This window comes from Mycetocola tolaasinivorans (assembly GCF_003667565.1).
Taxonomy (GTDB): Bacteria; Actinomycetota; Actinomycetes; order Actinomycetales; family Microbacteriaceae; genus Mycetocola; species Mycetocola tolaasinivorans.
The window spans coordinates 249,417-275,432 of the sequence record NZ_RCUX01000005.1 but is presented as its reverse complement, the minus strand read 5'-3'; the positions used below and the strand labels follow the sequence as shown (position 1 = coordinate 275,432).

Sequence of the window (26,016 nt, the reverse complement as noted above, 5' to 3'; positions counted from 1 at the left end):
AAAAGAGTCGGAAAAAACGGGGTGGCGAAACCGCCTACACCTCGATGGGTGGGTAGAGCCGGTCCATGTTGTACTGCCGGTTTCTTCGGGCAGCCCAGGTGGAGGCGGCGAGGAACACGATCGTCAGACCGGCGATCACGGCGAGCGCGATGCCGAGGCGATAGTCGATACCGCCCATGATGAGCTGCCTGAGTCCCGTCACCGTGTAGGTCATCGGATCGAAGGGGTGGATCCACTGGAACAGCGGACTGGTGGTCGGAACCGGATAGATGCCGCCGGCGGAGGTCAGCATGACCATCAGCAGGGCGAGGGTCGCGACGCGGCCCACCGCCGCCCCGAAGAGCGCATTGAGCATCTGGATCATCGAGAGGAACATGGCGGACATGAGCCACATGAAGGCGAGCGTCGCCACCGGATACTGTGGCGTCAGCCCCAGCCCGAAGTAGATCACCAGGAACAGAATGGTGCCCTGGATTCCGCCCACCGCGAGGGTGGGCATGAACGAGGCGAGCACCGTGCGGAACGACCCGAGACCCTGCGCGAGCGGGCGGGCCTGCAGCGGGGTGAACAGCATCCAGGCGATGATGCTTCCCACAAACAGGGCGAGACCGAGGAAGAAGGGGGCGAACCCGTAGGCGAAGGTCTTCGCCTCGTTCTCGGTCTTCTCCACCAGGGTTACCGGCTGGGCGAGCGTCTGAATGACGCTGTGTTCCTGGTCCTTACCCCACTTGGGGATCAGGGTCAGGCCGGTCTTGGCGGCGTCGGCGAGCTTCTCGGTGCCCGCGGCCAGCTTCGGGGTACCCTCGGCGAGGGTTGCCGCGCCGGCGCTGAGCTCTCCGAGGCCGGTGCGCAGCTGATCTGCACCGCTGCGGAGCTGATCGGCACCGCTACGAGCCTTGTTGAGGTCGGCGATCACCTGGTCGTTCTCGATGGCCTGCAGGACCACGTTGAACTGGGTTCCGGGGTTGTTGATCTGGGTCGCGAGCTGGTTCGTGTCCTTGCGGACGTCCTCAATGACCGTATTGACCTTGCTGATCTGGGCGTTGTTCGCAATACCGTTGCGCACCCCCTGGATCTGGTCGGCGAGCCCGCCCTCCCCCTTGGCGCGGAGATCGGCGATCACCGCATCCAGATCGGTGGCGGCCTTCTGCTGCGCGGCGGCGGCATCGTTCATCAGCCCGGCGGCGGTGTTCACCCCGGTGTCGATGCGCTGCACCACGGTACGAATCTCCGCACCGGTCAGACCCGAACCGCTCACCAGCCCCTCGGCCTTCCCGATGATGCCATCGAGCCCTCCGACGATTTCGTCCACCGCACCGGCCAGCTTGTCGCTGCCGTCCTTCGCGGTCACGAGGTTGGTTGAGAGCTTCTGCGCGCCGTCATTGGCCTGCTGCATGCCGGCGTTGAGCTCATCGACGCTCTTGGCGGCCTCGATCAGCTTGGGAATCGCGCCCTTTGCGCCGTCCAGCGCGGTTTCAAATACCTGGCTGCCCACCTGGGCACTGACCTGGTTGATGACCTCCTGGGCGGCGTCCTGGCCGATCACCGTGGACAGGTAGTTGTTCGACTCGTCGTAGGTGAAAATCAGGTTGGCCGGGCGCGGATTGTTTCCCGCCACCGAGGTGATGGACTCGGAGAAGTCCGCGGGGATCGTGATGGTGAAGTCGTATTTGCCGTGCGACAGGCCGGTTTTCGCCTCGTCCTCGCTGACCTCGATGAGGTTGAGCTGCTTGGAGGCGATCAGGCCCTTGACCACGTCCGGGCCCGCGTGAACGCGCTCCTTGCCCTGATCCGATCCGGTGTCGAGGTTCACGATGGCCACGGGAACCTTATCCACATTGCCAAACGGATTCCAGAAAGCCCACAGATACAGGGCACCGTACATCAGCGGCATGATCAGGATGACAACGAAGGCCAGCCGCGGCATCGTGCCGCGATAGTACCGCTTGAAATCGCTTCCCGGAGAGAATGCTGCGATCACCGTGTCTCCTCGACTTCCTCGAGCACCAGGCTCACAAACTGCTGATTGGTGAGGTTGGATACCTCGACGTAGTCATCGGCGATCACCGAACCGCGGCGTCCGTTGATGTCCGCGGTGATCACCGTCTGTTCCTTCCCCAGCACGATCAGACGTTCCAGAAGCTTTTCCGATGCGCGATCGCTCGAGAGGTTGTCCACTCCACCCACCACGAGGAGCGGGGGCCGGCGCACGTTGGCGGCGGCGATGCGGAACAGCGCGGCGGTGAGCTCGGGGAGTTCCTCGACCATGTCGTCGATCCCCGGCAGGGCCAGGTCGCCAAAGACCGGAAGGCACATCCGTTCGAGGTCCTCCTGGCGCGCAGGCCGAACCCAGCGGTACCAGGGCGCGCCCCAGCGCAGCTGCTCGGTCACGATGTCGCGCACGCGGATGGCCTGCACCACGTCGTCCACCTCGTCGATCCATCCCAGGGCGGCGTTTTTGAACAGGTGCCCGGGGTTGTTTTCCTCACCGAACGACACCACGGTGCCGCTCGAAGCCCGCATGCGACCGGCCAGGGTGAGGAGCAGAGCGGTGCGCCCGCGGCCCCCGTTGCCCACCAAGACCGTGGTTCCGCCACGCTTGACCGAGAAATTCACCGGCCCATAGATGTGCCCCCAGGAGGCCCGCACGCTGACGTCGGTGAGCGTCAGGATGTTGTCCGGGTGGGCACCGTGTCGACCGTGCGGTGCCTCGGACTCACGCGTTTCCGTCGCCTGAATGATCGCGGTCTCGACGGTCTCCGCCGACGGCTCATTCTCGACGCCGCCGGCGTGAGCCGGATGCGCGCTCATCGAGTGTTCTCCCCGTGGGTCCGTTCCCGATACAAACCCGGTAAGAATTGTCTGTTGCTGTCAAAATTGCGCGCCAAATAGACGCCGGCGTGAGCCAGATCCCCCATTGATACAACCACCCTCGGTGTGTTCCCCCATCAAAGTTCACTCAACGTAGCACTGTTTCGATCGGGGAATCTAGAGCTATCTTTTTAGGGTTTTCTCATATAATTTCGAGGCATTGAGCCGAATTTCTTTGTTCATCGTTCACAAAAATTGGCCGTCGGGTGCCCGCGAGCACGGCCCCGCAGATACTCGGGGGACAACGTACTCGCACTCCTCAATCGGGGTTCTTCGACCTCGGTACTCCCGCCCCGGGGCGCGAGGGCGGGCGAGGTTCGTCAAACGCAGAGCGCCTCGTGCGACTCCGTTCGGGAGCGTCACGAGGCGCCGTGGGGGACAAAAATCCCGGCGAGGTTTTCCTCGCCCTAGGCGAAGTCTGCGGGCACCCGTTCGTGCCAGCCGATGCGCTTTTCCAGCTGGGCACCGAGGCTCAGCAGCGTGAGCTCATCGCCGGGGCGACCGATGAGCTGAATGCCCGCGGGAAGCCCGGCTGCGTCCTGACTCACGGGCAGGGCGATTCCAGGCAGACCGGTGGCGTTTACAAACGAGGTCCACGGGGAGTACAGCACCTGCTGTTCGAAGCTGAGATCCGGGTCGGTGAGGCTGTACCAGTCGAGCGGGCGCGGGCTCTGGCCGAGAGCCGGGGTGAGGATCGCATCGTATCCGGAGAACTGCTCGATCACGTCACGCTCAAACCGGGCGAAGAAGCCCAGGGCGGCGATCAGATCGGTGGCGGGAACGTGCTTCCCGGCCTCGCGTAGCTGCGCGGTCACCGGCTCCAGCAGCGCCTCGCCGCCCTCGGGCAGCGGTGCCGCCGCGGGGAAACTGCGCCACAGCGTACGGAAAGCGCTCGAATAGCCGGCGCTGCGCTCGAGCGGAATCTCGGTGAGCACGTGGCCGAGGGCGCGCAGGTGTTCGATGCCCTCGGCGAGGGCAAGTTCGCCGGAGTCGTCCAGCGCGATCGGATACTCATCCGCCCACGGGGAATCGCGCAGGATCGCGATGCGGAAGCGACCGTGCGGGTTGTCTGCGGCACGCAGCAGGGCTCCGGGCTCCAGCTCGGGGGCGCGCAGCGAGTAGCGGCCCGGTGCCGGAGTGCCGATCATGCCCTCCAGGAGCAGTGCGGCGTCGCCCACGGTGCGGGCGAGGGGGCCGGCCACGCCGAGCCCGCCCACGGCGCCGATGCCTGAACCGCCCGGGACGCGCCCCCGCGAGGGCTTGATGCCGACGAGGCCGGTGGCCGCGGCGGGGATGCGGATCGATCCGCCGCCATCCGATCCCGGGGCAAACGGCAGCAGGCGTGCGGCCACGGCGGCGGCCGCGCCACCACTCGACCCGCCCGCATGCAGCGTGCGATCCCAGGGGTTTCGTGCGGGGCCGGCCACGAGGTTGTCGGTGAAGCCGTGCTGGCCAAACTCGGGGGTGTTGGTCTTGCCGAGGCTGATCGCGCCGGCGGCATCCACCGTCTCCACGATCTCGTCGCTCTGCTCGGAAACTACGCCGGCAAACACCCGCGAGCCGTAGCTCGTGGGCAGGCCCGCGCGCGCCTCAAGATCCTTATCGGCGAGCGGGAGACCCCAGAGGATCTGGTCCGGGGCGTCCCCGGGAGACTCGATGCGGAAGTGCTCGGGATCGCTCAGACTGAACGACCCCGTGGGGGTGGACAGCGGATGGCCCGCGGCCTCCAGCGACGCGGCGCGCTCGCGCGCACCATCGGCATCCACCACGATAAACGCGCCGATGGATGCGCCGTGCTCCTCAATACGCTCCAGGTAGTGTTCCACCAGCTCACTCGGGCGCAGGGCACCCGTTCGCAGGAGGAAGCTCTGTTCACGGGCGGTAAGTTCGTGCAGCTCAGCCATTACCCCACCCTATTCCGGATTGCGCTCCGGCGCAGCCCGGGGATGAGGGCGGCCGTGCCCTAGGAGCGCACGCCTCGGGCGTTCAGTGCCTCCCCCAGCTCGTCCGCGAAGCGCATGGTCTGAACGAGCAGCGGCACCACGAAGGTGCGCGGGCCGGGGCGCACCCCGCGGGCCCGGTGGGCGGTGATGATGTCCCGGGCGAAGGAGATGATGACCGGGATGACCGTGATGGTGAGGGCGAGCAGGAGCGCGATCCGATCGGCGCGCACCCCGATGCGGGACAGCGGGGTGAGCGCGCGCTCGATTGCGTCGAGCATCGCCGAGGTTTGCGTGGTCAGGCTGATCAGCGCAGCCAGCAGGATGACCAGCAGGATGCGCACCGTGGTGATGGTGGCGGACATCCACGGTAAAAATATGAGCTGAAACACCGCGGTGAACACGATCAGCGGGAGTACCACGCGGGTCTGACGCCAGAGCCCACGCAGCCCCTGTCCGGCGATCAGGAACGCCGCCACCACGATCGCAGCCGAGGCCCCCAGGGTCCAGAGGGTGTGCGGGTAGATCGAGATCGCCAGGATCAGCGCACCGATCAGGAGGAGCTTTCGCCCCGCGGGGAGGCGGTGCAGCGGGCTGTTTCCCGGTCGGTAGAGCGAGATCACGCGTAGGCCTCGGCGTAGCGCGCCACGATATCCGCCGGGTCACCGTGCTCGAGCAGGCGTCCGTTTTCGAAGCGGAGCACCACGTCGCAGCGCGATGCGAGGTCAAGATCGTGGGTGATCAGCACCAGCTGCGGGACCCGCTCGGAAAAGAGGTGGTCGATGATGAGCCGGCGGTTGCGAGCGTCGAGCAGCGCGGTGGGTTCGTCGGCGATCACGAGCTCGGGGCGGGTGATCAGCACGGCACACAGCGCGAGCAGTTGCTTCTGCCCTCCCGAGAGCTCGTGGGCGGGGGCGTCGGCCAGGGCCGAGAGACCAAAGACCTCAAGCTCCCGGGCCACGCGATCCGCGATCTCGGGCTTCGGCACCCCGCGCCCGCGCAGCGAGAACGCGACGTCCTCGGCCACGGTGGGCATGATGATCTGGGCGTCCGGGTTGGCGAACACAAACCCGGCGATCTGCCGTACCTTCGCCGCGTCGGCACTGGGATCCAGTCCGTGGACGCGCACCTCGCCCTCGCCCGGCAGCACGAGCGCGTTGAGCATCCGCGCGAACGTGGACTTCCCCGAGCCGTTCAGCCCGATAACGCCGATGCGCGCCTGGGTGAGGGTGACCGAGACGTCGCGCAGCGCATCAAACTCGCCAAAGCGCACGCCGACCCGGTCAAAATCGATGGTTCCCGCCACGAACTAGCCCCGGGGTTCGGTGGTGGCGGGGGCGTCTGCCGCGGAAGTGTTCACGGAACCAACCGTAGCCGACGGGCGACGCGAGCTCTGACCGAACGCCCGCGGGTAGGCACGCCACAGTGCGAGGGTCAGGGCGACGGTGATCGCGGCCTTGATCAGGTCGCCGGGCAGGAAGACGAGGCTCGAGAGCGCGGTCTGGCCGAGGGTCAGGCCGGTGATGCCCGCCTGGAAGGGGATGCCGAACGCGTAGATGGTGACGATACCGCCGAGGACAACGCCCACCGAGGTGCGCAGGATGGTGGGGCGACGGCGGTCGGCGCGAACGATCAGGCCGATCACGATCACGCCGGCGATCCAGCCGATCAGGTAGCCCACGCTCGGGCTCACAAACACCCCGGCGCCGCCGCGGCCGCCGGCCAGCAGCGGGAGGCCCGCAAGCACCAGCAGTTCAAGTACCAGGATGGCCGCCGCGCCACGCCAGGGCCCGAGGACCGTTCCGGCGAGCATCACGCCGAGGGTCTGCGCGGTGATCGGGACACCGCCGCCGATGGCGGGGAGCGTGCCCAGCACGGCGATGAGGGCGGCAAAGACGGCGATGCGCGCGAGGTCGGCGCCTCCGAACGAGGGGCGAGCGGTCATGGTGTTCCTTCCAAAAGTCATTCCTGAACGGCGTTCTCCTGAACACTGTTCAAGTGGTGCTCACTGAGTATAGTATGACCATGACGAGTTCACGCAACCCCCGGTCCGCGCCGACCCGTCACTCCCGCGAGGATGTGGCCGACGCCGCCCTCGACATCCTGAACTCCTACGGCCTGGGCGATCTCACGATGCGCCGCCTCGCGCAGTCCCTCGAGGTGCAGCCCAGCGCGCTCTACTGGCACTACGAGAACAAGCAGAGCCTGCTCGCACACCTGGCCGACCTCATCGTGGACGTGCCGGGAAGCGCCGCCGCCGAAACGCCGGGCACCACCCGCGTACGCACCCTGTGCCTCGCGCTGCGCGAGCGCCTGCTCGCCTACCGCGACGGTGCCGAGGTGGTGGCGAGCACCCTCGCACTGGGTCTCGGGGCCGAGGCCCCCGGACGCGAACTGACCGCCGCCCTGACGGATGCGGGCACCGATCCGGAGACCGCCCAGCGGGTGTCCGGGGTGCTCCTGCACTTCATCCTCGGCCAGGTCTCGCACGAGCAGCAGCGCGCGCAGGCCGGCTCACTCGGCGCCGCGACACCCACGGGCACCCCGGAGAGCGAGAGCGCCGAGTTCGGCTTCGGGATCGACCTCATTCTGGGCGGACTCGCGGCCCTGCGCTAGAGCCAGATGCGGCAGCCTAGCCGGCCCTCGCGGCTCACAGCATCGCGGTGAGCACACCTCCGTCGACCCGAATCGCCGCTCCATTGGTGGCCGATGACCGCGGGCTGGCGAGATACGTCACCATGCTCGCAATCTCGGATGGCGCAATGAACCGCTCCAGGAGGGTTGTTCTGTTCTGGCCGATGATCGCCCCCTTGACCTCTTCCACGGAGGCGGACTGCGACCCCGCAAGCGACTCGACAGTTGCCGCGACGCCATCTGAGTAGGTGGGGCCGCCCAGCACCGTGTTTACCGTCACGCCGGTGCCGCGAGTGAGCTTGGCCAGCCCATTGCCCAGCGCAATCATCGCCGCCTTGGTTACGCCATAGTGCACCATGTCCGCCGGCACGTTCACCCCGGACTCGCTGCTGATGAACAGCATGCGCCCCCATCCGCGCTGCAGCATGCCGCCCAGCAGATGACGCGAGAGGCGCACGCCACTCATCACATTGACGTCGAAATACCGCATCCACTCGGCGTCGGAGACCGACTCGAACTCGGCGAGCCCGAAGAGTCCAACGTTGTTGACGAGGATGTCCACATCCTTGAGCTCGTCCAGCAGGCGATCCACCTCGTCGGGCGCAGCGAAGTCCGCGCTCAATCCGGTGTGGTCGGAGTCCGGGTACTCGGAGCGGAGCTTCCTCACGGCATCCTCAACACGATCGGAGGACCTTCCATTCACGATCACTCGCGCCCCTTCGGCGGCCAGACCGGACGCGATGGCGAAGCCGATCCCCTGCGTCGATCCGCTCACAAACGCCGTCTTACCGCGCAGCTGTAATTCCATGTGTCGCTCCCTATCAGACTATTCAACGCAGGCAATTCACTTGCCTGAGCAAGTAACACTATGTGGATTTACTTTCCCAGGCAAGTTAATCGGCGTGGCGAGTGAGCGACGCAGGGCCGTGCCATAACCTGGTGTCATGCAACACTCCTCCAACGAGCCCGGGCTGAGTGCGGGCCAGCTCGAAGTATGGGCGTCGGTCGCGACTCTGCTCGAGCGTCTTCCCACAGCGCTCGATGCACAACTGCAGCGAGACAGTGGACTGACCCACTTCGAGCACGGCCTGCTGTACGCGCTCGACACCGCACCCGAGCGAACGCAGCGCCTGAGCACACTCGCGGGCTACGCGAGCAGCACTCTCTCACGGCTGTCGCGCGCGATCTCCCGACTGGAGAAGAAGGGCTGGGTCCGCCGAGAAATCGACCCGACTGACGGGCGCGTGACCCTGGCCGTATTGACGGATGCGGGGCACGAACTCGTCCTGCGGTCGACGCCGGCGCACCACGCCCTCGTCGAGAGACTCGTGTTCGAATCGCTCACCGAACAGCAGGTGCGCCAACTCGGCGCGATCAGCACGCGCATCGCCCAGGCGATCACCCCCGCCACCGCCTGGAGCCCGGGCGACGATCGACCCGCATCGTCATAAGCCTCCCGCCGGAAAAGCTATGCCCAGGGAATTGCTCGCGCTTTCAGACTGATTTGAGGTTGGCTCCTGCGGCTGCCATCACCGATCCAGAGGGCGAGAGTACTGGGTTCAGCTTCGGGATCGCCCTCACTCTCGGCGGGCTCACGGCACCGCGCTAGACACTTCCCCGCAGCAAACGCGACGGGCCCGGCCGAGTTTGCACTCGGCCGGGCCCGTCGTTGCGGAACTAGATCGCGGAACTAGATCGCGGACCAGCCACCATCGGAGGCCAGGATCACGCCGTTGATGTTGGCGCTGTCGCCGCTGGCCAGCCAGGTGATGGCGGCGGCGAGTTCCTCGGAGCTCGCCGGTGCGGGCACAACCGACTGCATGATCGGCCCGAGCACCGCGGCCGCACGCTCCGAGTGGAACGGCGCCTCAATGTTGGTGGCCACCGCACCCGGTGCGACCGCGTTGACGCGGATGCCGTCCTTGGCGTAGAGCACCGCGGTGTTCTTGGTGAGCCCCACCACCGCGTGCTTTGACGCCGTGTAGGCCGCACCCGAGGTGGCACCGCGCAGCGCGGCCTCGGAGGCCACGTTGACGATCGTGCCACCGCCCGCTTCAACCATCAACGGCAGAACGGCGCGGCTCAGGCGCATCACCGCGGTGACGTTGACCGCAAACACGCGATCCCAGGTGGCGTCATCCACCTCGCCGCCCGCGAGGAAGCCGTCCATGATCCCAGCGACGTTGGCGAGCGAGTCGACGCGGCCATTCGCGGCTGCCACGATGGCCTCCACACCGGATTCGGCCGTAATGTCGCCCACCACGGGGACGATATCGAGGTCCGGGTTTTCCGCCACGAGCGCGTCCAGACGCGGTGCAGACACCTCGGCCGCGATCACACGCGCACCCTCTCGGGCGAATCGGAGGGCACTCGCGCGCCCGATTCCCGAACCCGCTCCCGTCACGATAACCGTCTTGCCTGCAAATCGTTCAGTGGTCATGATCGCTGCCTTTCCGTGTGTGCGTCATTGCCTTAAACATATTATGACACTGAGTGCCATTAATAGCCAGGGTGGGTACGATGGGGACATGTCCGATTCCCAGCCCGCACGCGGCCGGCCCAGTCACATCGACCCGGCCGCCATTGCCGATGCCGCGATCGCGCTGTTTCAGACACACGGATATGACGCCATCAGCATGGATCGGGTGGCCGAGGAGGCCGGGATCAGCCGGCGCAGCCTGTTTCGCTACTTCCCAGCGAAGGGCGACCTCGTCTGGCACGGGTCGGCTCCCGTTGAGGCGCGGCTGCACGGCATCCTCGCCGCCCTCCCGGTCGGGACGCTCACCTATTCCGTCCTGACGGACGCCGTGGTGGACTCCCTACACGCGCTCGATCACCGCGAGGGGGTGACCCGCGCCCGCCTGCGCCTCATCGCCGGCCATGCGGATCTGCTCGCTCAGGGCCCCACCAAGCTCGCCACGTTCTGGACCGAGCTCGAGGCCTTCCTCACCACCCGACTCGGCGATGCGCACCGCGCCCGCGTGCTGGCCCTGGCCATTCGCACGGTGGTGTTTGATGCGCTCCTGCGCTGGGCCGCGGGCGAGGAGCACGACTTCTCGGCAACCGTCAGCGCCGCACTGGCGACCCTCGGCGCTCTGGGCACACTCTCCGAGTGCTAGCGGCTCCGGACCCAACCGAGCCGCGCTAAACCGCTCCGCTCTAAACCTCCTCCGGCCGCTTCTGCTGGGCCGGCAGCGCCGGGGTGTTCTCCCCGTTCCAGACCGAGACGATGCCCCAGGCCACGGCCGCGATCGGCACCGCGAGCACGGCACCGATGATGCCGGCCAGCAGGGTGCCCGCGGTCAGCGCGAGCAGAATGACCAGGGCGTGCAGCTTCAGCGAGCGCGCCATCAGCACCGGCTGCAGTAGGTTTCCCTCGAGCTGGTTGACGAGGATCACGATACCGATCACGATCACCGCGGCGATCGGGCCGTTCGCCACCAGGGCGACCAGGGCGGCGATGGCACCGGCGAGGGTGGCTCCCACGATGGGGATAAACGCCATAATGAACACCACGACAGCGAGCGGCAGAGCCAGCGGTACGCCCACGATTGCCAGACCGATGCCGATACCGATCGCGTCCACCGCGGCCACCGCGGCAGTGCCGCGCAGGTACTCGCCGAGCACCTGGATGGTCTTATCCCCGACCCGGCGCGCACGATCGTAGGCCTCGCCCACGAAGGGACGCAGCAGGAACTCCCAGATCTTCGGGCCGTCCTTCAGGAAGAAGAACAGCACCACGATCATGAGCACCAGGCCGGTGAAGAAGCTTCCCGCGGCCGAGACCCCTGCGAGCGCCCCGCTGCCGAACTGGGCGCTGGTCAGGAAGCCGGTGATGGTGTCCTTGAAGTCATCGAGCTGATCATCGGTGATGGTGAACGGCAGGTCCTTGAGGTATCCCTGTAGCGCACCGAGGCCCTCGGAGGCGGAGTCCGCGAGGTCTTCCCACTGGCTCTGCACCGCCCAGACGATGAGCCAGGCGATCGCGCCCACCACGATGATGATGCTAAGGAGCGCGATCCAGGTGGCCAGCATCGTGTGCAGGCCACGGCGGCGCATCCAGGAGACAAACGGCGAGATCGCCGCGGAGAGAATAAGCGCCAGAATAACGGCGATCAGGATGACGCTGACCTGCCCAACGAGGAACAGCACGGCCGCGACGAGCGCCAACACGGCGATGATCTGGATGCTGCGGGTCGCGACTCGGCCGAAGCCGTCGGTCCACAGGGTGGGCTTTTTTGGGCGGGGTGCAACGGGCTGCTGTCGGCGAGAAAACAGGGGCATTCGGGCGCTCCATTCGTGTGAGCATCGACCGTCCGCGGAGTCCGGGACGAGCCGGGCTAGTGATGCCTAGGCTTTCACGACTCCCGGGCTGGCACAAGTCCCGCCGCGCATTCCCGAGGGTTACACGACCGGCGCGGTGCCCTCGCCGAGCTCACGCTGGAAGAATCGCACGCCCACCCATCGGTCAAACTTGAAGCCCACGCGGGCGAGCGCGCCCGCATCGGTGAAGCCGAATCGGCGGTGCAGCGCGAGGGAGGCCTCGGTGCCCTCATCGGTGATCACGGCCACCATCTGGCGCAGGCCCGCGGCTGTCGAGGCGTCCAGGAGCGCCCCCAGCAGCAGTGAGCCGAGCCCCTGCCCGGCGGCGGCCGGCGCGAGGTAGATCGAGTGCTCGACGGTGAAGCGGAAGGCCGACTTATCGCTCCAGGGCGACACCAGCGCGTAGCCGAGCACGCTCTCCCCATCAACCGCCACCAGGAAGGGCAGGCCCGCATTCACAGCCTTCGCGATGCGTGCCTCCCAATCGGCCACCGGCCGGGGCACCTCGTCGAAGGTGATCGTGGTGGTGGCGACGTAGTGGTCGTAAATGGCGGCGATGCCGGGGGCATCGCTCGCGCGCACGGGTCGAAGCGAGATCATGGGGAAATCTTAGAACAGGGTGTCCCCGTGCAGCGACCAGTCCATCGGTTCGCGCCCCGCAGCGGCCAGCGCCGCGTTCACCGCGGAGAACGGCCGCGAGCCGAAGAAACCGCGCGAGGCCGAGAGCGGGCTGGGGTGTACACCCTCGATCACCGTGCAGCGATCCAAGAGCGGCGCGAGCGCCCGCGCATCGTTGCCCCAGAGCAGGGCCACCGGCGGTTCAGGCAGCTCGTTCAGCACCGTGATCGCGCGCTCGGTGAGCGCCTCCCAGCCGATTCGGCGATGGGAGCCCGCGCTGCCCGGCGCGACGGTGAGCACGCGGTTCAGCAGCAGCACACCGCGCTCTTCCCAGGCCGAGAGATCCGCGGAGGCGGGCGGGGTGATGTCCAGATCGCTCGCCAGCTCACGGAACATGTTGGCGACGCTGCGCGGCAGCGGGGAGACCTCCGGGGCCGCGGAGAAGGCGAGGCCCTCGGCGTGACCCGGCGTGGGATAGGGGTCCTGCCCCACAATCAGCACCCGGGTGCGGGCGGGCGGATGCGCAAATGCGCGCAGGACGAGTGGGGGTGCCGGGAGGAAGTCGGGTTCGGCGGCCAGATACTCGGCCGCCCGCGCGTAGGCCTCCGCGGCCGGCGCGAGCGCTGCGGCCCACTCGGGGTGCAGCAGCCCGCGCTCGGCCGCGGAATCCAGGGTGGCGGGGAGCGAATCCCCGCCGGGGTGGGAGGAAGGGCTCACGCGCCGCGGGTCGACACGGTCACACCGTGCTCGGCCCCGATGACCTGCCAGAGGCTTCCCGCACCCACGACCTCGAGGCGACCATCGGCGATGATCAGCGCGGTTTCGCGGTCGATGCCGATGCCGCCGGGCACCAGGGCACCCTCGGTGGCGGCGACCAGGCGGCCGAGGCTGCCGGTGGCGGCGGGCGCGGTCACGACGCTGAGATCCAGCAGACCGAGGCCCTGGGATACTCTCACCTCGTCAATGCCGAAGGAGTACTCCTCCGGGCTGACCGGAACTCCCCCGATACGCCAGCCGCCCACGAGCGCCTTTTCGGCGGCGATGATCGCACCGGCACCGATGCCCAGGTAGGGGGCGTCGGCGGCGACGCGGCGACGGATCTCGCCATCGATCGGAGCGAGCGCGGCGCGCACGGCCTCAGGCTCGCCATCCACCACCACGATGGCGCTAGCGCCGGCGATAGCCGGGAGGTCAAAGGTATCCTCGGTGGTGACCACGCTAAAGCGTGCGTCACCCTCGCGGTGAGCGGCCTCCACGAGAGCGCGGGCCTGCTCGGCTGCGGCGACGCCCACGGCGAGCACCACGATGCGGGTGTCCTCGCCGGACTGGGTCCGGACGTCGGCGATGAATCGGCCCCAGAGTGCTGCGCAGAGCGTTCCGGTGGCGGCGGTTCCTGCCGTCGGCACGGTGAGTCCGCCGGTCAGATAGATTCCCATGGTTTTGTGTCTCCAGTTCGTGGGTGTGACGCACACGGTGGTTTGCGTCCTTCAACCGTAGCTTTGGCCGGGGAGGATCTCGGAACCTCGCCGGGCATGCCGCGGCATGAACCCTCGACTTTACCCCTACTATTTCGACATGGCCGAATTACCGGGAAGTAATATTCGTCGGGGTAACCGCACCCTCGGCGTGACCGCGTCGCTGATCGGGTTTCTTGTGCTGGTCGAAATCTGTAGCGGCATCATCCAGGGGTACTACATTCCCCTGGTTCCAGACATCGTCAAACACCTGGGTATCCACGACGCCGACTTCAACTGGTTCGAGGCCTCGCAGCTGCTCCTGACCGCAATCGTGGTGCCGATTATGGCCAAACTCGGCGACATGTTCGGGCATAAGCGGATCCTGCTGATTGCCACCGTTTTTACCGCGCTGGGCAGCTGGATGCTGGTCTTTTCCGACACCTTCTGGCTGTTCCTGGTGGCCTGGGCCATCCAGGGGTTTTTCTCGGTCTGGCTGCCGCTCGAGATCGCGTTGATTTTTGATCGCGGGCGACGCAGCGGGCGTGCCGCGGGCGACACCCGGCGGGCCGCGGGCCTCCTCGTGGTGGCACTCGAGCTCGGCGCGATCATGGGTGCCCTCGGCGGCGGGCGCATCTTCGAGGCGCTCGGCGGTAACGTCGCCCAGACCCTCGCGGTTCCAGCCATCGCCGTGACGCTGGTGTTTTTTGTCATTCTCTTCGGGGTGCGCGAGTCTCAGCCGCTGCCCGAAAAGAGAACCCTGGATTTGACCGGGTTTGTCCTACTGAGCATCAACATCGCGTTCATCACCGGTGGACTCTCGCTGCTGCGCCTCAACGGCATCGAAACCTGGTGGGTGTGGGTGCCGATTGCGCTCGGCATCATCGGCTTCTGGCCGTTTGCCCGCTACGAGCTTCGGCAGAAGGACCCGGCGATCGACCTCCGCCTGATGCGGGAACCGCGGATGTGGCCGGTGCAGCTCACCGCGGGTCTCGTCGGTATCAGCGTGCTCGGTGCCCAGGTGCCGCTCAGCACCTACGCGGGTACGCCACGGGAGAACGGCTACGGGTTGGGCCTCGCGGCGGGGCAGCTCTCGCTGCTGATCGGTGCGTACCTGATCTCGATGATCGTGGGCGCGATCCTGTTCCCCATCGTCTCCAAACGGGCCACCCCGCGCATCGCCCTGATCGCCTCGGCGGTGTCGGTGGCGCTCGGCTACCTGCTGCTCATTCCCTTCCACCTCGAGGTCTGGGAGGTGCTGGCCTGCATGATGATCGCGGGCATCGGATCCGGCGCCCTCGTGGGGGCGCTGCCCGCCGCCGCGGCCGCCGCCGCTCCCCCGGGACGCACCGGCATCGCCTCGGCGATGACCAGCACCTCAAAGACCATCGGTGGATCGTTCTCCTCGGCGATCTTCGGCATCGTCCTCATCGGCGGGGCCACCTCGACGGTCACCGCCGGGGCCTCCTCCCTCGCCGGCTATATGACGGTGTGGGCGGTGTGCGGTCTCTCGGCCGCCGTCGCGGTGTTCCTGCTGCTGTTCGTGCCGAAGCTGTCGTTCTCCGATGCTCCCGAGCCCGAGCCGGTCGACGCCCGCTAGGCGAAACGCACAAACGGCTGTCTTCCCGAGGGAAGGCAGCCGTTTGTGCGTGGTGAGGGCTAGCGCTAGCGCTTCATATTCAGATCGCCCTTGGCGACCTTATACGGCGCCGCTTGGGCGACCGGCTTCACCGTGAGGTGATCGATGTTGACGTGGGCGGGCAGCTCGACCGCGTGCACGATGGCCTCGGCGATGTCCTCCGCGGTGAGCGGGTTCGGCACCTCGGCGTACACCGAGTCGGCGCGGGCCTGGTCGCCGCCGAAGCGCACGAGCGAGAACTCCTCGGTGTGCACCATGCCCGGGGCGATCTCGATCACACGGATCGGCTCGCCCGAGAGCTCGAGGCGCAGCACCTCCAGCAGCGCACGCTCGGCAAACTTCGCGGCGTTGTAGCCGCCACCGCCCTCATAGGCGGTGTGCCCGGCGATCGAGGTGATGCCCACGATCGAGGCGGTCTGGCCGGCCGGGGTGCTGCGACGCAGCGTGGGCAGCAGCGCGGAGATCACGCGCTTGGTACCCAGCACGTTGATGTTGTACATGTTCAGCCAGTCCTCCGTGGAGGATTCCTCCACGCTCGCCAGCCCAAACGCACCGCCGGCGTTGTTGATCAGGATCTGGGCACCGCCGTTTGACCGGACGTACTCGGCCAGCGCCGCCACGTCGTCATCCGAGGTGAGGTCGGCCGCGAACACGTCGGCGCCGGTGCGCCGGGCGAGCTCGGTCAGTCGATCGGCGCGGCGGGCTACGCCGAGCACCTCGTATCCCTTTTCCCGGAACAGGGCGACGGTCGCCGCCCCGATTCCCGAACTGGCACCGGTTACCACTACGCGCTGAGAAGTCATGATCCCAGATTACGCCCACCTCCGGCCCCGGTGCGCCGCCGCCGCCCGCGGGTGAAACCGAGCGAAATACGAGCGGCGGGTGCACGTTCGCCTCGGGGAATCTGAAAGGATGCGCGAATCCGGCGGACACACCCCATTCGGGCATCCCCGCACGATAGTGTTTTGCCAGGAGCGGCCATCCCGCACCGAATCCCCCTCTCGCGCATGACGCCGTGTTGCGGCGGGGGTTTCGGCGAGCGCGGGTTCGGCATAACCTCAACTCACTCTTCTTTATCTTGATCACCCGATCGCCCCAGTTTCCGACCCGTGAGGACAACAATGACCGATGCAGCGAACGCCGCCAACTGGCGGTTTGAGACCAAGCAGATCCACTCCGGTGCGGCACCCGACCCGGTAACCGGTGCGCGTGCGACCCCCATCTACCAGACCACCAGCTACGTGTTCCGCGATGCCCAGCACGCACAGAACCTGTTTAGCCTGGCCGAGGCCGGTAACATCTACACCCGCATCCAGAACCCCACGCAGGACGTCGTCGAGCAGCGCCTCGCCGCCCTCGAGGGTGGCTCGGGTGCCCTGCTGGTTGCCTCCGGTCAGGCCGCCACCACCAACGCCGTGCTGAACATCGCCGAGGCCGGGGACCACATTGTGTCCTCCTCTTCCATCTACGGTGGTACCTTCAACCTCTTCAAGTACACCCTCGCGAAGCTCGGCATCGAGACCACCTTCGTCATCAACCAGGACGACCCCGAGGAGTGGCGTCGCGCCATCCGTCCGAACACCAAGCTGCTGTTTGCCGAGACCATCGGTAACCCGCAGATCAACGTGCTCGACATTCGCGGCGTTGCCGACATCGCGCACGCCGCCGGTGTACCCCTGGTCGTAGACAACACCATCGCGACCCCGTACCTGATCCGTCCGTTCGAGCACGGTGCGGACATCGTGGTGCACTCGGCCACCAAGTTCCTCGGCGGTCACGGTACCGTCGTCGGCGGTGCGATCATCGACGGCGGCCGCTTCGAGTGGTCGAAGAACGCCGAGCGTTTCCCCGGCCTCACCACCCCGGATGAGTCGTACCACGGCATCACCTATTCGGAGGCCGTTGGCGACGCCGTCGCCTACATCATCAAGGCCCGCGTGCAGCTGCTGCGCGACATCGGTGCCGCGATCTCGCCGAACAGCGCCTGGCAGCTGCTGCAGGGCATCGAGACCCTCTCGCTGCGCATCGAGCGCCACGTGAGCAACGCCCAGCGCATTGCCGAGTGGCTCGATAACCACCCGGATGTGGCCTCGGTCAACTACTCGGGCCTGCCCTCCAGCCCCTGGTATGCCGCCGCCAACACCTACGCCCCCAAGGGTGTCGGTGCGGTGCTGTCCTTCGAGCTGAAGGGTGGCGTGGACGCCGGCCGCGAGCTGGTCGACAACCTCTCGCTGTTCTCGCACCTCGCCAACATCGGTGACGTGCGCTCGCTGGTCATTCACCCGGCCTCGACGACCCACTCGCAGCTGAGCCCCGAGGCACAGCTCGCCGCCGGTGTGACCCCGGGTCTCGTGCGTCTCTCGCTCGGCCTGGAAAACATCGACGACATCACGGCCGATCTCGAGGCCGGCCTGGCCGCGGCTCGTGCCCTGGTGCTCGCCCGCGCCTAGTAGGCACGCGTCTCGTACGCAAACACGAGCGGGCCGGAGGTTTTCACCTCCGGCCCGCTTCTGTTTTACCCGCTATGCGTGGTCTGTGTTGCGCGCTATACGTGACTGGGTGCGGGGAGCTGCACGGGGCTGGGCTCCGGGGAGTCGAGCACGAAGCTGATGTCGGCGCGGGCGGGCCACTCGGGTTCGCCGAAGACGGGGTCCTCGTGATCGCCGGTGGCATCTTCGACCAGCTCGGTGATCAGGCGGCTCATCCGGCCGCCCTCGATCTCGAGGCTGGCCTCGACCGGAATACCGTAGGAGCGGAAGCGCGCCTTCACCGGGAAGACGAAGGTGTGCGGCACCGCGCGGGGTGCGTGCTCGTCGACGCTGAGGTGCACGCTGTCACCCGAGTCGATCCCGAACAGCGGGACGATCTCGCGGGCGGTGGCGAGCTGAGCGCGCAGGGCCGTGGAGGAGTGGTCTCCGGTGAACTCCAGCATGCCGGCGATCACGTCGCTCACGCCGGTTTCGAGTTCCACCGTGTGTTCGGGGTGCTCATCGGCGGCGGTGATGGTCATGGTGTCGCGCATATCGGCCACGCTCTGGGCCAACGCGATCGCGCCGGTGCCGAGGGCGAGCACCGCACGCGGGTGGCGGAGCCCCCGGGTGTTCAGCGCGCTCATCAGGCGGGCGTCGAGCTTTTCGCCGAGTTCGGATGCGGCCATGGTGGCGCCCGCGGCCCCCACCGATACGCCGAGGCGTGCCAGCGGGTTTCGGGCGAGGGAGTCTTCGCGGCCGAGGCTGACCCAGGTGAGCACACCGGAGGTCACGCCGATGCCCGCGCGCAGCGCGAGACGGCCGAGTGGGGAACGCTTCGCCGGGTCAATCAGGGTCAGGGCTCCGAGCACTCCGGCGGCGACGAGCGCGTGCTGCGGGGAGGTCGGATCCATCAGTCGACGAATAAATCGGGGCTGCTGCATGCGCTTAGTCTAGCTCGACTCGCCAAATCTCCCGTGCGAGCGGCGCATCTCGACCACCTCGGTATGGCGTAAGTCGGAGTATTTCGCGGCTCGAGGCCCGAAAAATCGGCGTCATCACCCGTCATAACCCGCGTGATGAAAGGCGGGAATACGTGCCGATTTGCCGAGAGGCCGTCACAATGTCGCGGTGACGCCGGGAAGCGGCCACAATGGTGGCATGGACTGGCAGACACCCGAAGAATCCGTGCCCTCGAGTATGATCACCGAGGATCTGGCGCGGGCACTCATGGGCAAGCCTCCGGCAACGGGGGCGTGGCGTGATGGGGACAACCCGGGCAACCGTCAGTTCGCGGGCCTCGGGGCATTTGAGCCGGAACGTGGCGGACGCCTGCCGTTCGTCCGCATTGCGTATGAGACCTTCGGCGAGCTCTCTCCCGAGCGCGATAACGCGATCCTTGTCATTCACGCCTTCACCGGCGACAGCCACGCGACCGGCGATGCCGGCCCCGGCCACTACACCGCGGGCTGGTGGTCCGAGCTGGTGGGCCCCGGCCTTGCACTCGACACCGACCGCTACCACGTGGTGGTGCCCAATATTCTGGGCGGCTGCCAGGGCTCGACCGGGCCGGCCTCCTTCGCGCCGGATGGCCGCGAGTGGGGCGAACGCTTCCCGTATCTCACCGTGCGCGACCAGGTGCGCGCGCAGGCGCTCCTCGCCGATCACCTCGGCATCGAACGCTGGAACGCCGTGGTGGGCGGGTCGATGGGCGGCATGCACGCAATCGAGTGGGGCGTGACCCATCCCGAGCGGGTGGCCCGCCTGGCGGTGCTCGCCGCACCGGCCGCGATCAGTGCCGACCAGATCGGTTCGAACCTCACCCAGCTGCAGGCGATCACGATGGATCCGGGCTGGGCTCAGGGCCGCTACTACGATGCCGATGATGGCGAGGGGCCGCATGCGGGCCTCGCCCTGGCGCGCCGCATCGCGATGCTGAGCTACCGGGCACCGGATGAGCTCAACGCCCGTTTCGACCGCATCTGGCAGTCGTCGATCAGCCCGCTGGGCGATGGCGGACGCTTCGCGCTGGAGTCGTATCTGGACTTCCACGGCAATAAGTTCACCCGCCGATTCGATGCCAACTCATACCTCACGCTGCTGCAGGCGATGAACTCGCACGATGTGGGGCGTGATCGCGGCGGGGTTGAGGCGGCGCTCGCCCGGGTAACCGCCCCCACCCTGGTGTTGGGGATCGATTCTGACCGGTTGTTCCCGGTGGAAACCCAGCATCGGATCGCCGCCGGGGTGCCGAACGCCCTGGATGGCGACCGCGCGACGGTTGTCACCTCGATCTACGGGCACGACGGCTTCCTGATCGAGTTCCCCGCGGTGGGCGCGGCCATCACACGGCTGTTATCCACCGAGGCCTAAACTGCTCCTATGGAGCCCGAGGACGCGACCAACACCGAACCGTTTGGTTTCGGGTTGCGTGCTGCCCCCGAGACCGAACCGCCGCCGGCCCGGGAGCTGCCCGGCCGGTTTCTCGGCCGTGCCCCGCGCCGCTCCCCCGCCCACGGGCTGAGTGAGGCGGAGAATGCGCGCTTCCTCTGGCAGCGGGCGCGGCTGCTCTCGGGCACCACGCTGGCCTTCGCCATCGCCGCCGAGCTGACGGTACTGCTGGCGGTGTTTGCACCGGGCGCAATGTCGACCACCGGGCTCGGGATCGCCCTGGCGTTGGTGATGATGCACCTGGCCGCGCACGTGATGCTCGCGAGCCGCCCGAGCCTGTTCCGGGTGCTCACCGTGTATGGCCTCGGCCAGGCCGTGATGCTGGTGCTCTGGAATGATCCGACGGGGATCACCGCGCTGCCCACCTCGACGGCGGTGATCGCGATTGCCGGCTGGGGTCTCGGCTCGGTCGCGACGATCCTGGTGTCTACGCGTGGAGACATGCTGATTCTGCTCGGGCTGTTTCTCGGGACCCTCGCCCACCTCGCGGTGGCGCTGCACGCGATCGGGCACGGCATGTTCGCGCCGCTCGTGCTGGTGCTCGGCTCCTGGGCAGTATCGCTCGCCTTCGGCATTTGGCTGAACCAGACGTTCCCGCGGATCATGCGGCGGATTGCCGGCATTGGTAACGCCTACCTGGCCGAGCGCCAGGGTAGCGAGCGCGAGGCTCACCGCCACCGCAACGCCAGACTTCTGCACGACACCGCCCTCGCGACGCTGACCCTGCTCGCGCACTCCGGCCGCGGCGTGGATGAGGATGCCCTGCGCGCCCAGGCCGATGCCGACCGGGAGCTGCTCGCCCGCCTGCGCAAGGGTGAGGACGTGCGCCCGCAGGCCTCGGGCGATTATCTGCTCACCACGGCGACCGCCGCGGCCCCGGATCAGGAGGTCAACCAACTGCGCGAGCGCTTCGAGCGTGCGGGGCTGAGCGTGACCGTTCACGGAAGTGCGGGCATTAGCTCGTATACCGAGTCTGGCCAGGCGCTGCTGCTCGCGCTCAAGGAGGCCCTCGAGAACGTGCGCCGCCACTCGGGTGTGTCCGCGGCCGATGTGACCCTCAGCGAGACGGAGAGCGCGGTGCGGGTGGTGGTGACCGATAGCGGGTGCGGGTTTGATCCGGGGGCGGCGGGGGCTGATCGTCTCGGGATGTCCGAGTCGATCATCGGCCGGATCACTTCGGCCGGCGGCACCGCCCGTGTTTTTAGTGCCCCCGGTGCGGGCACCACGATCATGCTGGAGGTGCCGCGGGAGGCTCCTGAGATTCCCGCGGAGAGCGGGGGTGCCCGGTGAGCCCGCGCACGCCGCGTTCGGCGGCGAAGCTGAGCACCGTGCATCTCGGCACGGGCCTCGCCCTGGCCGGTGCGGTGATCGTGGTGGTGTCGTACCTGCGGCTGTTGGAGTACTGGTCCGGATACCTGGTGTCGCTGCCCACGCGGTTTGCCTGGATCCTGCTGGGTTCGGTGCTGGTCGGGATCGTGCTGCACCTGCGTCGCACCTCGGCCCGGCTCGGCCCGGTGGCGTTCCGCGTGATCGTCGCGTTCCTGTTGGCGGCGGCGGCCCTGGATTTTGCCGGGGTGTGGGATATTTCGGCCCGGCAGGTGTATCCGACCGCGGCGGTTGCGGTGGGTGGGGTGCTGGTGGCGCTGACGACGCTGCGGCCCACCGGGGAGATGATTGTGCCCGGCGCGCTGCTCGCGGGTGGGTTCACGTTCCTGCTGATTTTCCAGACCGCGTTTGAGCCACATCGTAGCCCGCCCGAGGGTGTGATGATGGTGTTTGCGCTGGTGCCGTTGGCGATCGCGATCACGATCGTGGGGACGTATCGGCGAATGGTGACCCAGGCGCTTGACCGGGTGCTGCTGCAGTCCACGATCGAGCTTCCGAGCTATGGCCCGGGCCTTGGCAGCACGGCTCAGCTGACGGCTCTGGACCGCGAGGTGGAGGAACTGTTTGCCCGGGTGGCGGATGGCACGCTGACGCTGCCGCTGGAGGCCGAGCAGGCCAGACGGGCCGGCGAGTTAGCCACCGAGCTGCGCGCGCACCTCATTGCCGGGCATCAGCAGAGCTGGCTGGTGCACGCCATTGCCGAGTCGGCGGTTCTCGCCGGAAAGCTAAAAGTTATTGATCCGCAACGTTTGGCCGCGAAGCTGGATCGTGACCGCCGCGACGGTCTGCTCTCGGCGCTCTGGTTGCTCGCCGTGACCGACGGGGACACGAATCCACGCGGAACGGTCGAGTTTCAGGAGGAGGCGTCCCCCGATGGCCAGATCACGCTCGTAATCATAATTAGTGTCGACGGATTGACACGTTTGGAAATTGAACCCGCGACGTGGGCCGGTTTGGACCGGGTCGGGCGCTATGGTGTTAGCAACACGATAACGGGGGTTCGTATCGCCGTCCGTGGAAATACACCCCCTTCGGGCCCGACGAGAGGACACCATGAGCCGTGAAAATGCTCAGATTCGGTTAGCGATCATCGACGATCACCGAATGCTCTTATCTGCTCTGACGGAGTGGATTCGTGCGGCGGCCGAGGACATCAAGCCGGTCGCGGCGGTGGCTACCTGGCCGGACCTGCTCGGCCACCCGGAGTTCCCGGTGGACGTGGTGCTGCTGGATCTCGATCTCAAGGACAACATTCCGATCTCGCTGAAGATCGCGACGCTGAACACCACGGGTGTGCGGACGGTGCTGATGAGCACCTACTCCGAGCCCGCGGTGGTGCGTGAGGCGCTCGGTGCCGGCGCGATGGGGTACCTCGCGAAGAGCGAGGATGCCAGCATGATCGTCGAGGCGATTCGTGCCGCCTACCGTGGCGAGAACTTCGTCTCCGCCGAACTTGAGGGCGCACTGAACAACACCACCCAGGGCGGTGCCCCGAAGCTCAGCGCCCAGGAGCGCCGCGTCATGGCGCTGTACGCATCCGGCGAGCCGGTGAAGTCGGTGGCGTTTGAACTGAGCATCTCGGAGGAAACCGCGAAGAGCTACCTCAAGCGCATCCGCGAAAAGTACCGCGGTGCCGGCCACGATGTGGGCACCAAGGTTGCGCTGCGCAAGCGCGCGATCATCGACGGCATCATCGTCGACTAGTTCTCGAAACACAAAACCAGCCGGTTCCCGAGGGAACCGGCTGGTTTTGTTTTTAAGCGTCGTCTACACCCGCTCGTGTGCGGGCAGGTGACGCTGGGCACGGTAGCTGGCCATGACGATCAGGATGCCCGCGATGGTGAGGCAGACGCCCACCCAGATCGGCGCGCGATAGCCCAGCTGGGCACCGATCACGAGGCCGCCGAGGAAGGCTCCCATCGCGTTACCGATGTTCATGGCCGAGTGGTTGAGTGCGGCGGCGATGGACTGGGCGTCCCCGGCCACGTCCATGAGCCGGGTCTGCACCGCCGGGCCGATCCCGCTCGACGCGAAGCCGACCAGGAAGATGAAGATGAACAGCGTGGGGGCCCAGCCGGAAGCAAAGTACAGCCCGATCAGCACGAGCACCATCATGATGAAGTAGCCGTAGAGGGTGCGGCGCACGCTGCGGTCGACGAAGTGTCCGGCGGCGAGGGTACCGATGGTCATGCCCACACCCATCGTGGCGAGCAGCCAGGGGATGTGCGCGGCGTCCACGCCACCCACCTCGGTGCCGAGCGGCGCGAGGTAGGAGTAGACGGCGAAGAAACCGCCGAAGCCGATGGCGCCGGTTCCGATCGCGAACCACACCTGCGGCCGCTTGAACACGGTGAGCTCGCGGCGCAGGGTCTGGTTCTTGTTGCCCTTCACGCGCGGGATCACGAGGGCCACGGCCACCGCGGTGAGCGCGAAGATCGCGGCCACCAGCAGGAAGGCCGCACGCCAGCCCATGCTCTGCCCGATCGAGGTGGCCAGGGGCACACCGATCACGTTCGAGATGGTGAGGCCGGTCATCACCAGGGTGATGCCTCGGCCACGCTTTTCCGGCCCCATCAGGCGGGCGGCCACGAGGGCCGCGATACCAAAGTAGGCGCCGTGCGGCAGGCCGGCGAGGAAGCGGGCGGCGAGGATCCAGCCGAAGCTCGGCAGGACCGCGGTCGCCAGGGTGCCCACGGTAAACGCCACCGCGAGCCAGAACAGCACGGTCTTACGTGAGAACCGGGCGACGCCCGCCGCGATGGTGGGGGCACCGATCACGACGCCGAGGGCGTAGAGGGTGATCATCCAGCCCGCGTGGGCGTTGGCCAGTTCGGGGTTGGTCGCGTAGACGTCCGGCAGGAGGTCGCGGGCAATATCGGGAAGGAGGCCCATCGCCACGAACTCGGTGGTACCGATGCCGAAGGCACCGATCGCGAGTGCGAAGAGGGAGAGGCGAACCCGGGCCGGAGTAATACTCGCCGGGTCAACATAGGTGCGGGACATTACACCCATTTTACGGCATGAATCAAATCGATTCGAGCCGTATTACCAAACGTTCATCGCAACCAGTTTTGGCGCTCGCCTTCGACCGTTCTCACTTGTGATTTTATAGATGATGGTTATCATCTATTTAACGCACAACACCGAGGAGCACCACAATGGAATACAGACAGCTGGGAAAATCGGGACTCATGGTCCCCGCCCTGAGCCTGGGAACCGCAACCTTTGGCGGCTCCGGCGCATTCTTTGAGCGCTGGGGAACCACTCAGCAGGCCGAGGCACAGCGAATCGTAGACATCGCACTCGACCACGGGGTGTCACTCTTTGACACCGCGGACATCTACTCCGGAGGACTCTCCGAGGAAATTCTCGGCCAGGCACTCCGCGGCAAGCGAGACCAGGCGCTGATTGCCACAAAGGGCACGTTTTCGATGGGGGCTCACCCCAACCAGGTCGGTTCGTCGCGACATCACATCGTGCGCGCGGTGGAGGCGAGCCTTCGCCGCCTACAAACGGACAACATTGACCTGTACTTTATGCACGGTTTTGACGCCCTCACCCCCGTGGAAGAAACCCTTGGAGCACTCGACGATCTCGTCTCCAGCGGCAAGATTTCCTACATCGGGGCGTCAAACTTCTCGGGCTGGCAGGTCATGAAGGCACTCGCGACCTCCGAGCGATACGGGCTCGCGCGATACGTTGTCTACCAGGGCAGCTACTCGCTCGTCGGGCGCGACTACGAGTGGGAACTGATGCCCCTGGCGCTGGATCAGGGGCTGGGCACGATGGTGTGGAGCCCGCTGGGATCGGGCCGGCTCACCGGCAAGATTCGACGCGGCCTGACCCCCACGGAGGGACGAATCGCCCAGGGCGGCACCCACGACGGACCCCCGGTAGACAATGCGGCGCTGTACCCGATCGTTGATGTGCTCGAGGAGATCGCTCGGGAGCGCGACACGACCATTCCACAGGTTGCACTGAACTGGGTACTGAGCCGCCCGACCGTGGCCAACGTCATCATTGGCGCACGCAATGCGGAACAACTCACCCAGAACCTCGACCTTCTCAACTGGAAGCTCTCAGCGGAGGAGATTTCACGCCTCGACGCGGTCAGTCATCGCGAACCCATCTATCCCTACTGGCACCAGAAGGGCTTCGACCAGCGCAACCCCAAGCCCACCACCTGGTAAAACACCCCCGTGCGGCCGCTTGCTCAAACAAGCGGCCGCGCG

25 protein-coding genes are annotated in these 26,016 nt (G+C 66.9%); 10 read left to right on the top strand and 15 right to left on the bottom strand.

What is annotated here, in order from left to right; all coding sequences use genetic code 11:
- Positions 1-34: 34 nt before the first annotated feature.
- The 6 genes from D9V32_RS08185 to D9V32_RS08160 form a co-directional block, all read right to left on the bottom strand.
- Positions 35-1,981, bottom strand: a complete 1,947-nt coding sequence (locus D9V32_RS08185) for a YhgE/Pip domain-containing protein (RefSeq protein WP_121648407.1) — start codon at positions 1,979-1,981, stop codon at positions 35-37.
- Complete coding sequence (locus D9V32_RS08180) at positions 1,978-2,811, bottom strand: ATP-binding cassette domain-containing protein (protein ID WP_121648406.1); 834 nt, start codon at positions 2,809-2,811, stop codon at positions 1,978-1,980. The genes D9V32_RS08185 and D9V32_RS08180 overlap by 4 nt, the downstream gene beginning before the upstream one ends.
- Before the next feature lie 467 nt (positions 2,812-3,278).
- Positions 3,279-4,775 carry an amidase gene (locus D9V32_RS08175; RefSeq protein ID WP_121648405.1) on the bottom strand — a complete coding sequence of 499 codons (1,497 nt, stop codon included), beginning with the start codon at positions 4,773-4,775 and terminating at the stop codon, positions 3,279-3,281.
- Positions 4,776-4,834: 59 nt separating this feature from the next.
- Complete coding sequence (locus tag D9V32_RS08170; RefSeq protein ID WP_121648404.1) at positions 4,835-5,434, bottom strand: energy-coupling factor transporter transmembrane component T family protein; 600 nt, start codon at positions 5,432-5,434, stop codon at positions 4,835-4,837.
- Complete coding sequence (locus tag D9V32_RS08165) at positions 5,431-6,117, bottom strand: energy-coupling factor ABC transporter ATP-binding protein (protein WP_121648403.1); 687 nt, start codon at positions 6,115-6,117, stop codon at positions 5,431-5,433. Before D9V32_RS08165 ends, D9V32_RS08170 begins: the two co-directional genes overlap by 4 nt.
- A gap of 3 nt (positions 6,118-6,120) precedes the next feature.
- A complete protein-coding gene (locus D9V32_RS08160; protein ID WP_245982179.1) occupies positions 6,121-6,756 on the bottom strand; it encodes a biotin transporter BioY in 636 nt (211 codons plus the stop codon).
- 80 nt (positions 6,757-6,836) lie between these two features.
- Between D9V32_RS08160 and D9V32_RS08155 the strand changes: the two genes are divergently transcribed.
- Complete coding sequence (locus D9V32_RS08155) at positions 6,837-7,427, top strand: TetR family transcriptional regulator (RefSeq protein ID WP_121648456.1); 591 nt, start codon at positions 6,837-6,839, stop codon at positions 7,425-7,427.
- A gap of 34 nt (positions 7,428-7,461) precedes the next feature.
- On the opposite strand, the gene D9V32_RS08150 is transcribed toward D9V32_RS08155, so the two are convergent.
- On the bottom strand, positions 7,462-8,253 hold the full coding sequence (locus tag D9V32_RS08150; RefSeq protein WP_121648401.1) for an SDR family NAD(P)-dependent oxidoreductase: 792 nt from the start codon (positions 8,251-8,253) through the stop codon (positions 7,462-7,464).
- A gap of 136 nt (positions 8,254-8,389) precedes the next feature.
- On the opposite strand from D9V32_RS08150, the gene D9V32_RS08145 reads away from it, so the two are divergent.
- The gene (locus D9V32_RS08145; RefSeq protein WP_121648400.1) at positions 8,390-8,896 is read left to right on the top strand and encodes a MarR family winged helix-turn-helix transcriptional regulator; all 507 of its coding nucleotides are present in this window, start codon (positions 8,390-8,392) and stop codon (positions 8,894-8,896) included.
- A gap of 239 nt (positions 8,897-9,135) precedes the next feature.
- Here the strand turns inward: D9V32_RS08145 and D9V32_RS08140 are convergent, their stop codons facing one another.
- A complete protein-coding gene (locus tag D9V32_RS08140) occupies positions 9,136-9,885 on the bottom strand; it encodes an SDR family NAD(P)-dependent oxidoreductase (RefSeq protein ID WP_121648399.1) in 750 nt (249 codons plus the stop codon).
- Positions 9,886-9,973: 88 nt separating this feature from the next.
- On the opposite strand from D9V32_RS08140, the gene D9V32_RS08135 reads away from it, so the two are divergent.
- Entirely contained in the window at positions 9,974-10,564 is a 591-nt protein-coding gene (locus tag D9V32_RS08135; RefSeq protein ID WP_183086234.1) for a TetR/AcrR family transcriptional regulator, read from the top strand.
- Between the two features lie 40 nt (positions 10,565-10,604).
- Here the strand turns inward: D9V32_RS08135 and D9V32_RS08130 are convergent, their stop codons facing one another.
- From D9V32_RS08130 to D9V32_RS08115, 4 genes are all read right to left on the bottom strand, one after another.
- Complete coding sequence (locus D9V32_RS08130; protein ID WP_121648397.1) at positions 10,605-11,729, bottom strand: AI-2E family transporter; 1,125 nt, start codon at positions 11,727-11,729, stop codon at positions 10,605-10,607.
- A gap of 120 nt (positions 11,730-11,849) precedes the next feature.
- Positions 11,850-12,368 carry a GNAT family N-acetyltransferase gene (locus tag D9V32_RS08125; RefSeq protein ID WP_121648396.1) on the bottom strand — a complete coding sequence of 173 codons (519 nt, stop codon included), beginning with the start codon at positions 12,366-12,368 and terminating at the stop codon, positions 11,850-11,852.
- 9 nt (positions 12,369-12,377) lie between these two features.
- Positions 12,378-13,103, bottom strand: a complete 726-nt coding sequence (locus tag D9V32_RS08120) for a uracil-DNA glycosylase (protein ID WP_245982177.1) — start codon at positions 13,101-13,103, stop codon at positions 12,378-12,380.
- Entirely contained in the window at positions 13,100-13,822 is a 723-nt protein-coding gene (locus tag D9V32_RS08115) for a type 1 glutamine amidotransferase family protein (protein WP_121648395.1), read from the bottom strand. Before D9V32_RS08115 ends, D9V32_RS08120 begins: the two co-directional genes overlap by 4 nt.
- 139 nt (positions 13,823-13,961) lie before the next feature.
- Between D9V32_RS08115 and D9V32_RS08110 the strand changes: the two genes are divergently transcribed.
- A complete protein-coding gene (locus D9V32_RS08110; protein ID WP_121648454.1) occupies positions 13,962-15,440 on the top strand; it encodes an MFS transporter in 1,479 nt (492 codons plus the stop codon).
- 65 nt (positions 15,441-15,505) lie between these two features.
- Here the strand turns inward: D9V32_RS08110 and D9V32_RS08105 are convergent, their stop codons facing one another.
- Positions 15,506-16,282, bottom strand: coding sequence for an SDR family oxidoreductase (locus tag D9V32_RS08105; protein ID WP_121648394.1), 777 nt, complete (start codon positions 16,280-16,282; stop codon positions 15,506-15,508).
- A gap of 318 nt (positions 16,283-16,600) precedes the next feature.
- On the opposite strand from D9V32_RS08105, the gene D9V32_RS08100 reads away from it, so the two are divergent.
- A complete protein-coding gene (locus D9V32_RS08100) occupies positions 16,601-17,929 on the top strand; it encodes a bifunctional o-acetylhomoserine/o-acetylserine sulfhydrylase (RefSeq protein WP_121648393.1) in 1,329 nt (442 codons plus the stop codon).
- Positions 17,930-18,024: 95 nt separating this feature from the next.
- On the opposite strand, the gene D9V32_RS08095 is transcribed toward D9V32_RS08100, so the two are convergent.
- Positions 18,025-18,891, bottom strand: coding sequence for a hypothetical protein (locus tag D9V32_RS08095; RefSeq protein ID WP_147440432.1), 867 nt, complete (start codon positions 18,889-18,891; stop codon positions 18,025-18,027).
- Positions 18,892-19,108: 217 nt separating this feature from the next.
- Here D9V32_RS08095 and metX point away from each other — a divergent pair, with 217 nt between their 5' ends.
- Genes metX through D9V32_RS08075 form a run of 4 tightly spaced genes read left to right on the top strand, consistent with a single transcriptional unit; the run spans position 19,109 to position 23,488 of the window.
- Complete coding sequence (gene metX, locus D9V32_RS08090; RefSeq protein WP_121648391.1) at positions 19,109-20,320, top strand: homoserine O-acetyltransferase MetX; 1,212 nt, start codon at positions 19,109-19,111, stop codon at positions 20,318-20,320.
- 9 nt (positions 20,321-20,329) lie between these two features.
- Positions 20,330-21,688 carry a sensor histidine kinase gene (locus tag D9V32_RS08085; RefSeq protein WP_121648390.1) on the top strand — a complete coding sequence of 453 codons (1,359 nt, stop codon included), beginning with the start codon at positions 20,330-20,332 and terminating at the stop codon, positions 21,686-21,688.
- On the top strand, positions 21,685-22,848 hold the full coding sequence (locus tag D9V32_RS08080; RefSeq protein ID WP_121648389.1) for a hypothetical protein: 1,164 nt from the start codon (positions 21,685-21,687) through the stop codon (positions 22,846-22,848). Before D9V32_RS08085 ends, D9V32_RS08080 begins: the two co-directional genes overlap by 4 nt.
- Entirely contained in the window at positions 22,838-23,488 is a 651-nt protein-coding gene (locus D9V32_RS08075; RefSeq protein ID WP_121648388.1) for a response regulator transcription factor, read from the top strand. The genes D9V32_RS08080 and D9V32_RS08075 overlap by 11 nt, the downstream gene beginning before the upstream one ends.
- A 63-nt stretch (positions 23,489-23,551) precedes the next feature.
- Here D9V32_RS08075 and D9V32_RS08070 read toward each other — a convergent pair whose 3' ends face one another.
- Positions 23,552-24,787, bottom strand: coding sequence for an MFS transporter (locus tag D9V32_RS08070; RefSeq protein ID WP_121648387.1), 1,236 nt, complete (start codon positions 24,785-24,787; stop codon positions 23,552-23,554).
- Positions 24,788-24,942: 155 nt separating this feature from the next.
- Between D9V32_RS08070 and D9V32_RS08065 the strand changes: the two genes are divergently transcribed.
- A complete protein-coding gene (locus D9V32_RS08065; protein WP_121648386.1) occupies positions 24,943-25,974 on the top strand; it encodes an aldo/keto reductase in 1,032 nt (343 codons plus the stop codon).
- Positions 25,975-26,016 lie beyond the last annotated feature (42 nt).

Coding starts and splice junctions, on each gene's coding strand:
- D9V32_RS08135 (WP_183086234.1), top strand. CDS start 9,974: ATGTCCGATTCCCAGCCCGCACGCGGCCGGCCCAGTCACATCGACCCG.
- D9V32_RS08075 (WP_121648388.1), top strand. CDS start 22,838: ATGAGCCGTGAAAATGCTCAGATTCGGTTAGCGATCATCGACGATCAC.
- D9V32_RS08140 (WP_121648399.1), bottom strand. CDS start 9,885: ATGACCACTGAACGATTTGCAGGCAAGACGGTTATCGTGACGGGAGCG.
- D9V32_RS08130 (WP_121648397.1), bottom strand. CDS start 11,729: ATGCCCCTGTTTTCTCGCCGACAGCAGCCCGTTGCACCCCGCCCAAAA.
- D9V32_RS08105 (WP_121648394.1), bottom strand. CDS start 16,282: ATGACTTCTCAGCGCGTAGTGGTAACCGGTGCCAGTTCGGGAATCGGG.
- D9V32_RS08100 (WP_121648393.1), top strand. CDS start 16,601: ATGACCGATGCAGCGAACGCCGCCAACTGGCGGTTTGAGACCAAGCAG.
- D9V32_RS08145 (WP_121648400.1), top strand. CDS start 8,390: ATGCAACACTCCTCCAACGAGCCCGGGCTGAGTGCGGGCCAGCTCGAA.
- D9V32_RS08070 (WP_121648387.1), bottom strand. CDS start 24,787: ATGTCCCGCACCTATGTTGACCCGGCGAGTATTACTCCGGCCCGGGTT.
- D9V32_RS08155 (WP_121648456.1), top strand. CDS start 6,837: ATGACGAGTTCACGCAACCCCCGGTCCGCGCCGACCCGTCACTCCCGC.
- D9V32_RS08180 (WP_121648406.1), bottom strand. CDS start 2,811: ATGAGCGCGCATCCGGCTCACGCCGGCGGCGTCGAGAATGAGCCGTCG.
- D9V32_RS08115 (WP_121648395.1), bottom strand. CDS start 13,822: ATGGGAATCTATCTGACCGGCGGACTCACCGTGCCGACGGCAGGAACC.
- D9V32_RS08175 (WP_121648405.1), bottom strand. CDS start 4,775: ATGGCTGAGCTGCACGAACTTACCGCCCGTGAACAGAGCTTCCTCCTG.
- D9V32_RS08095 (WP_147440432.1), bottom strand. CDS start 18,891: ATGCAGCAGCCCCGATTTATTCGTCGACTGATGGATCCGACCTCCCCG.
- D9V32_RS08125 (WP_121648396.1), bottom strand. CDS start 12,368: ATGATCTCGCTTCGACCCGTGCGCGCGAGCGATGCCCCCGGCATCGCC.
- D9V32_RS08110 (WP_121648454.1), top strand. CDS start 13,962: ATGGCCGAATTACCGGGAAGTAATATTCGTCGGGGTAACCGCACCCTC.
- D9V32_RS08150 (WP_121648401.1), bottom strand. CDS start 8,253: ATGGAATTACAGCTGCGCGGTAAGACGGCGTTTGTGAGCGGATCGACG.
- D9V32_RS08065 (WP_121648386.1), top strand. CDS start 24,943: ATGGAATACAGACAGCTGGGAAAATCGGGACTCATGGTCCCCGCCCTG.
- D9V32_RS08085 (WP_121648390.1), top strand. CDS start 20,330: ATGGAGCCCGAGGACGCGACCAACACCGAACCGTTTGGTTTCGGGTTG.
- D9V32_RS08160 (WP_245982179.1), bottom strand. CDS start 6,756: ATGACCGCTCGCCCCTCGTTCGGAGGCGCCGACCTCGCGCGCATCGCC.
- metX (WP_121648391.1), top strand. CDS start 19,109: ATGGACTGGCAGACACCCGAAGAATCCGTGCCCTCGAGTATGATCACC.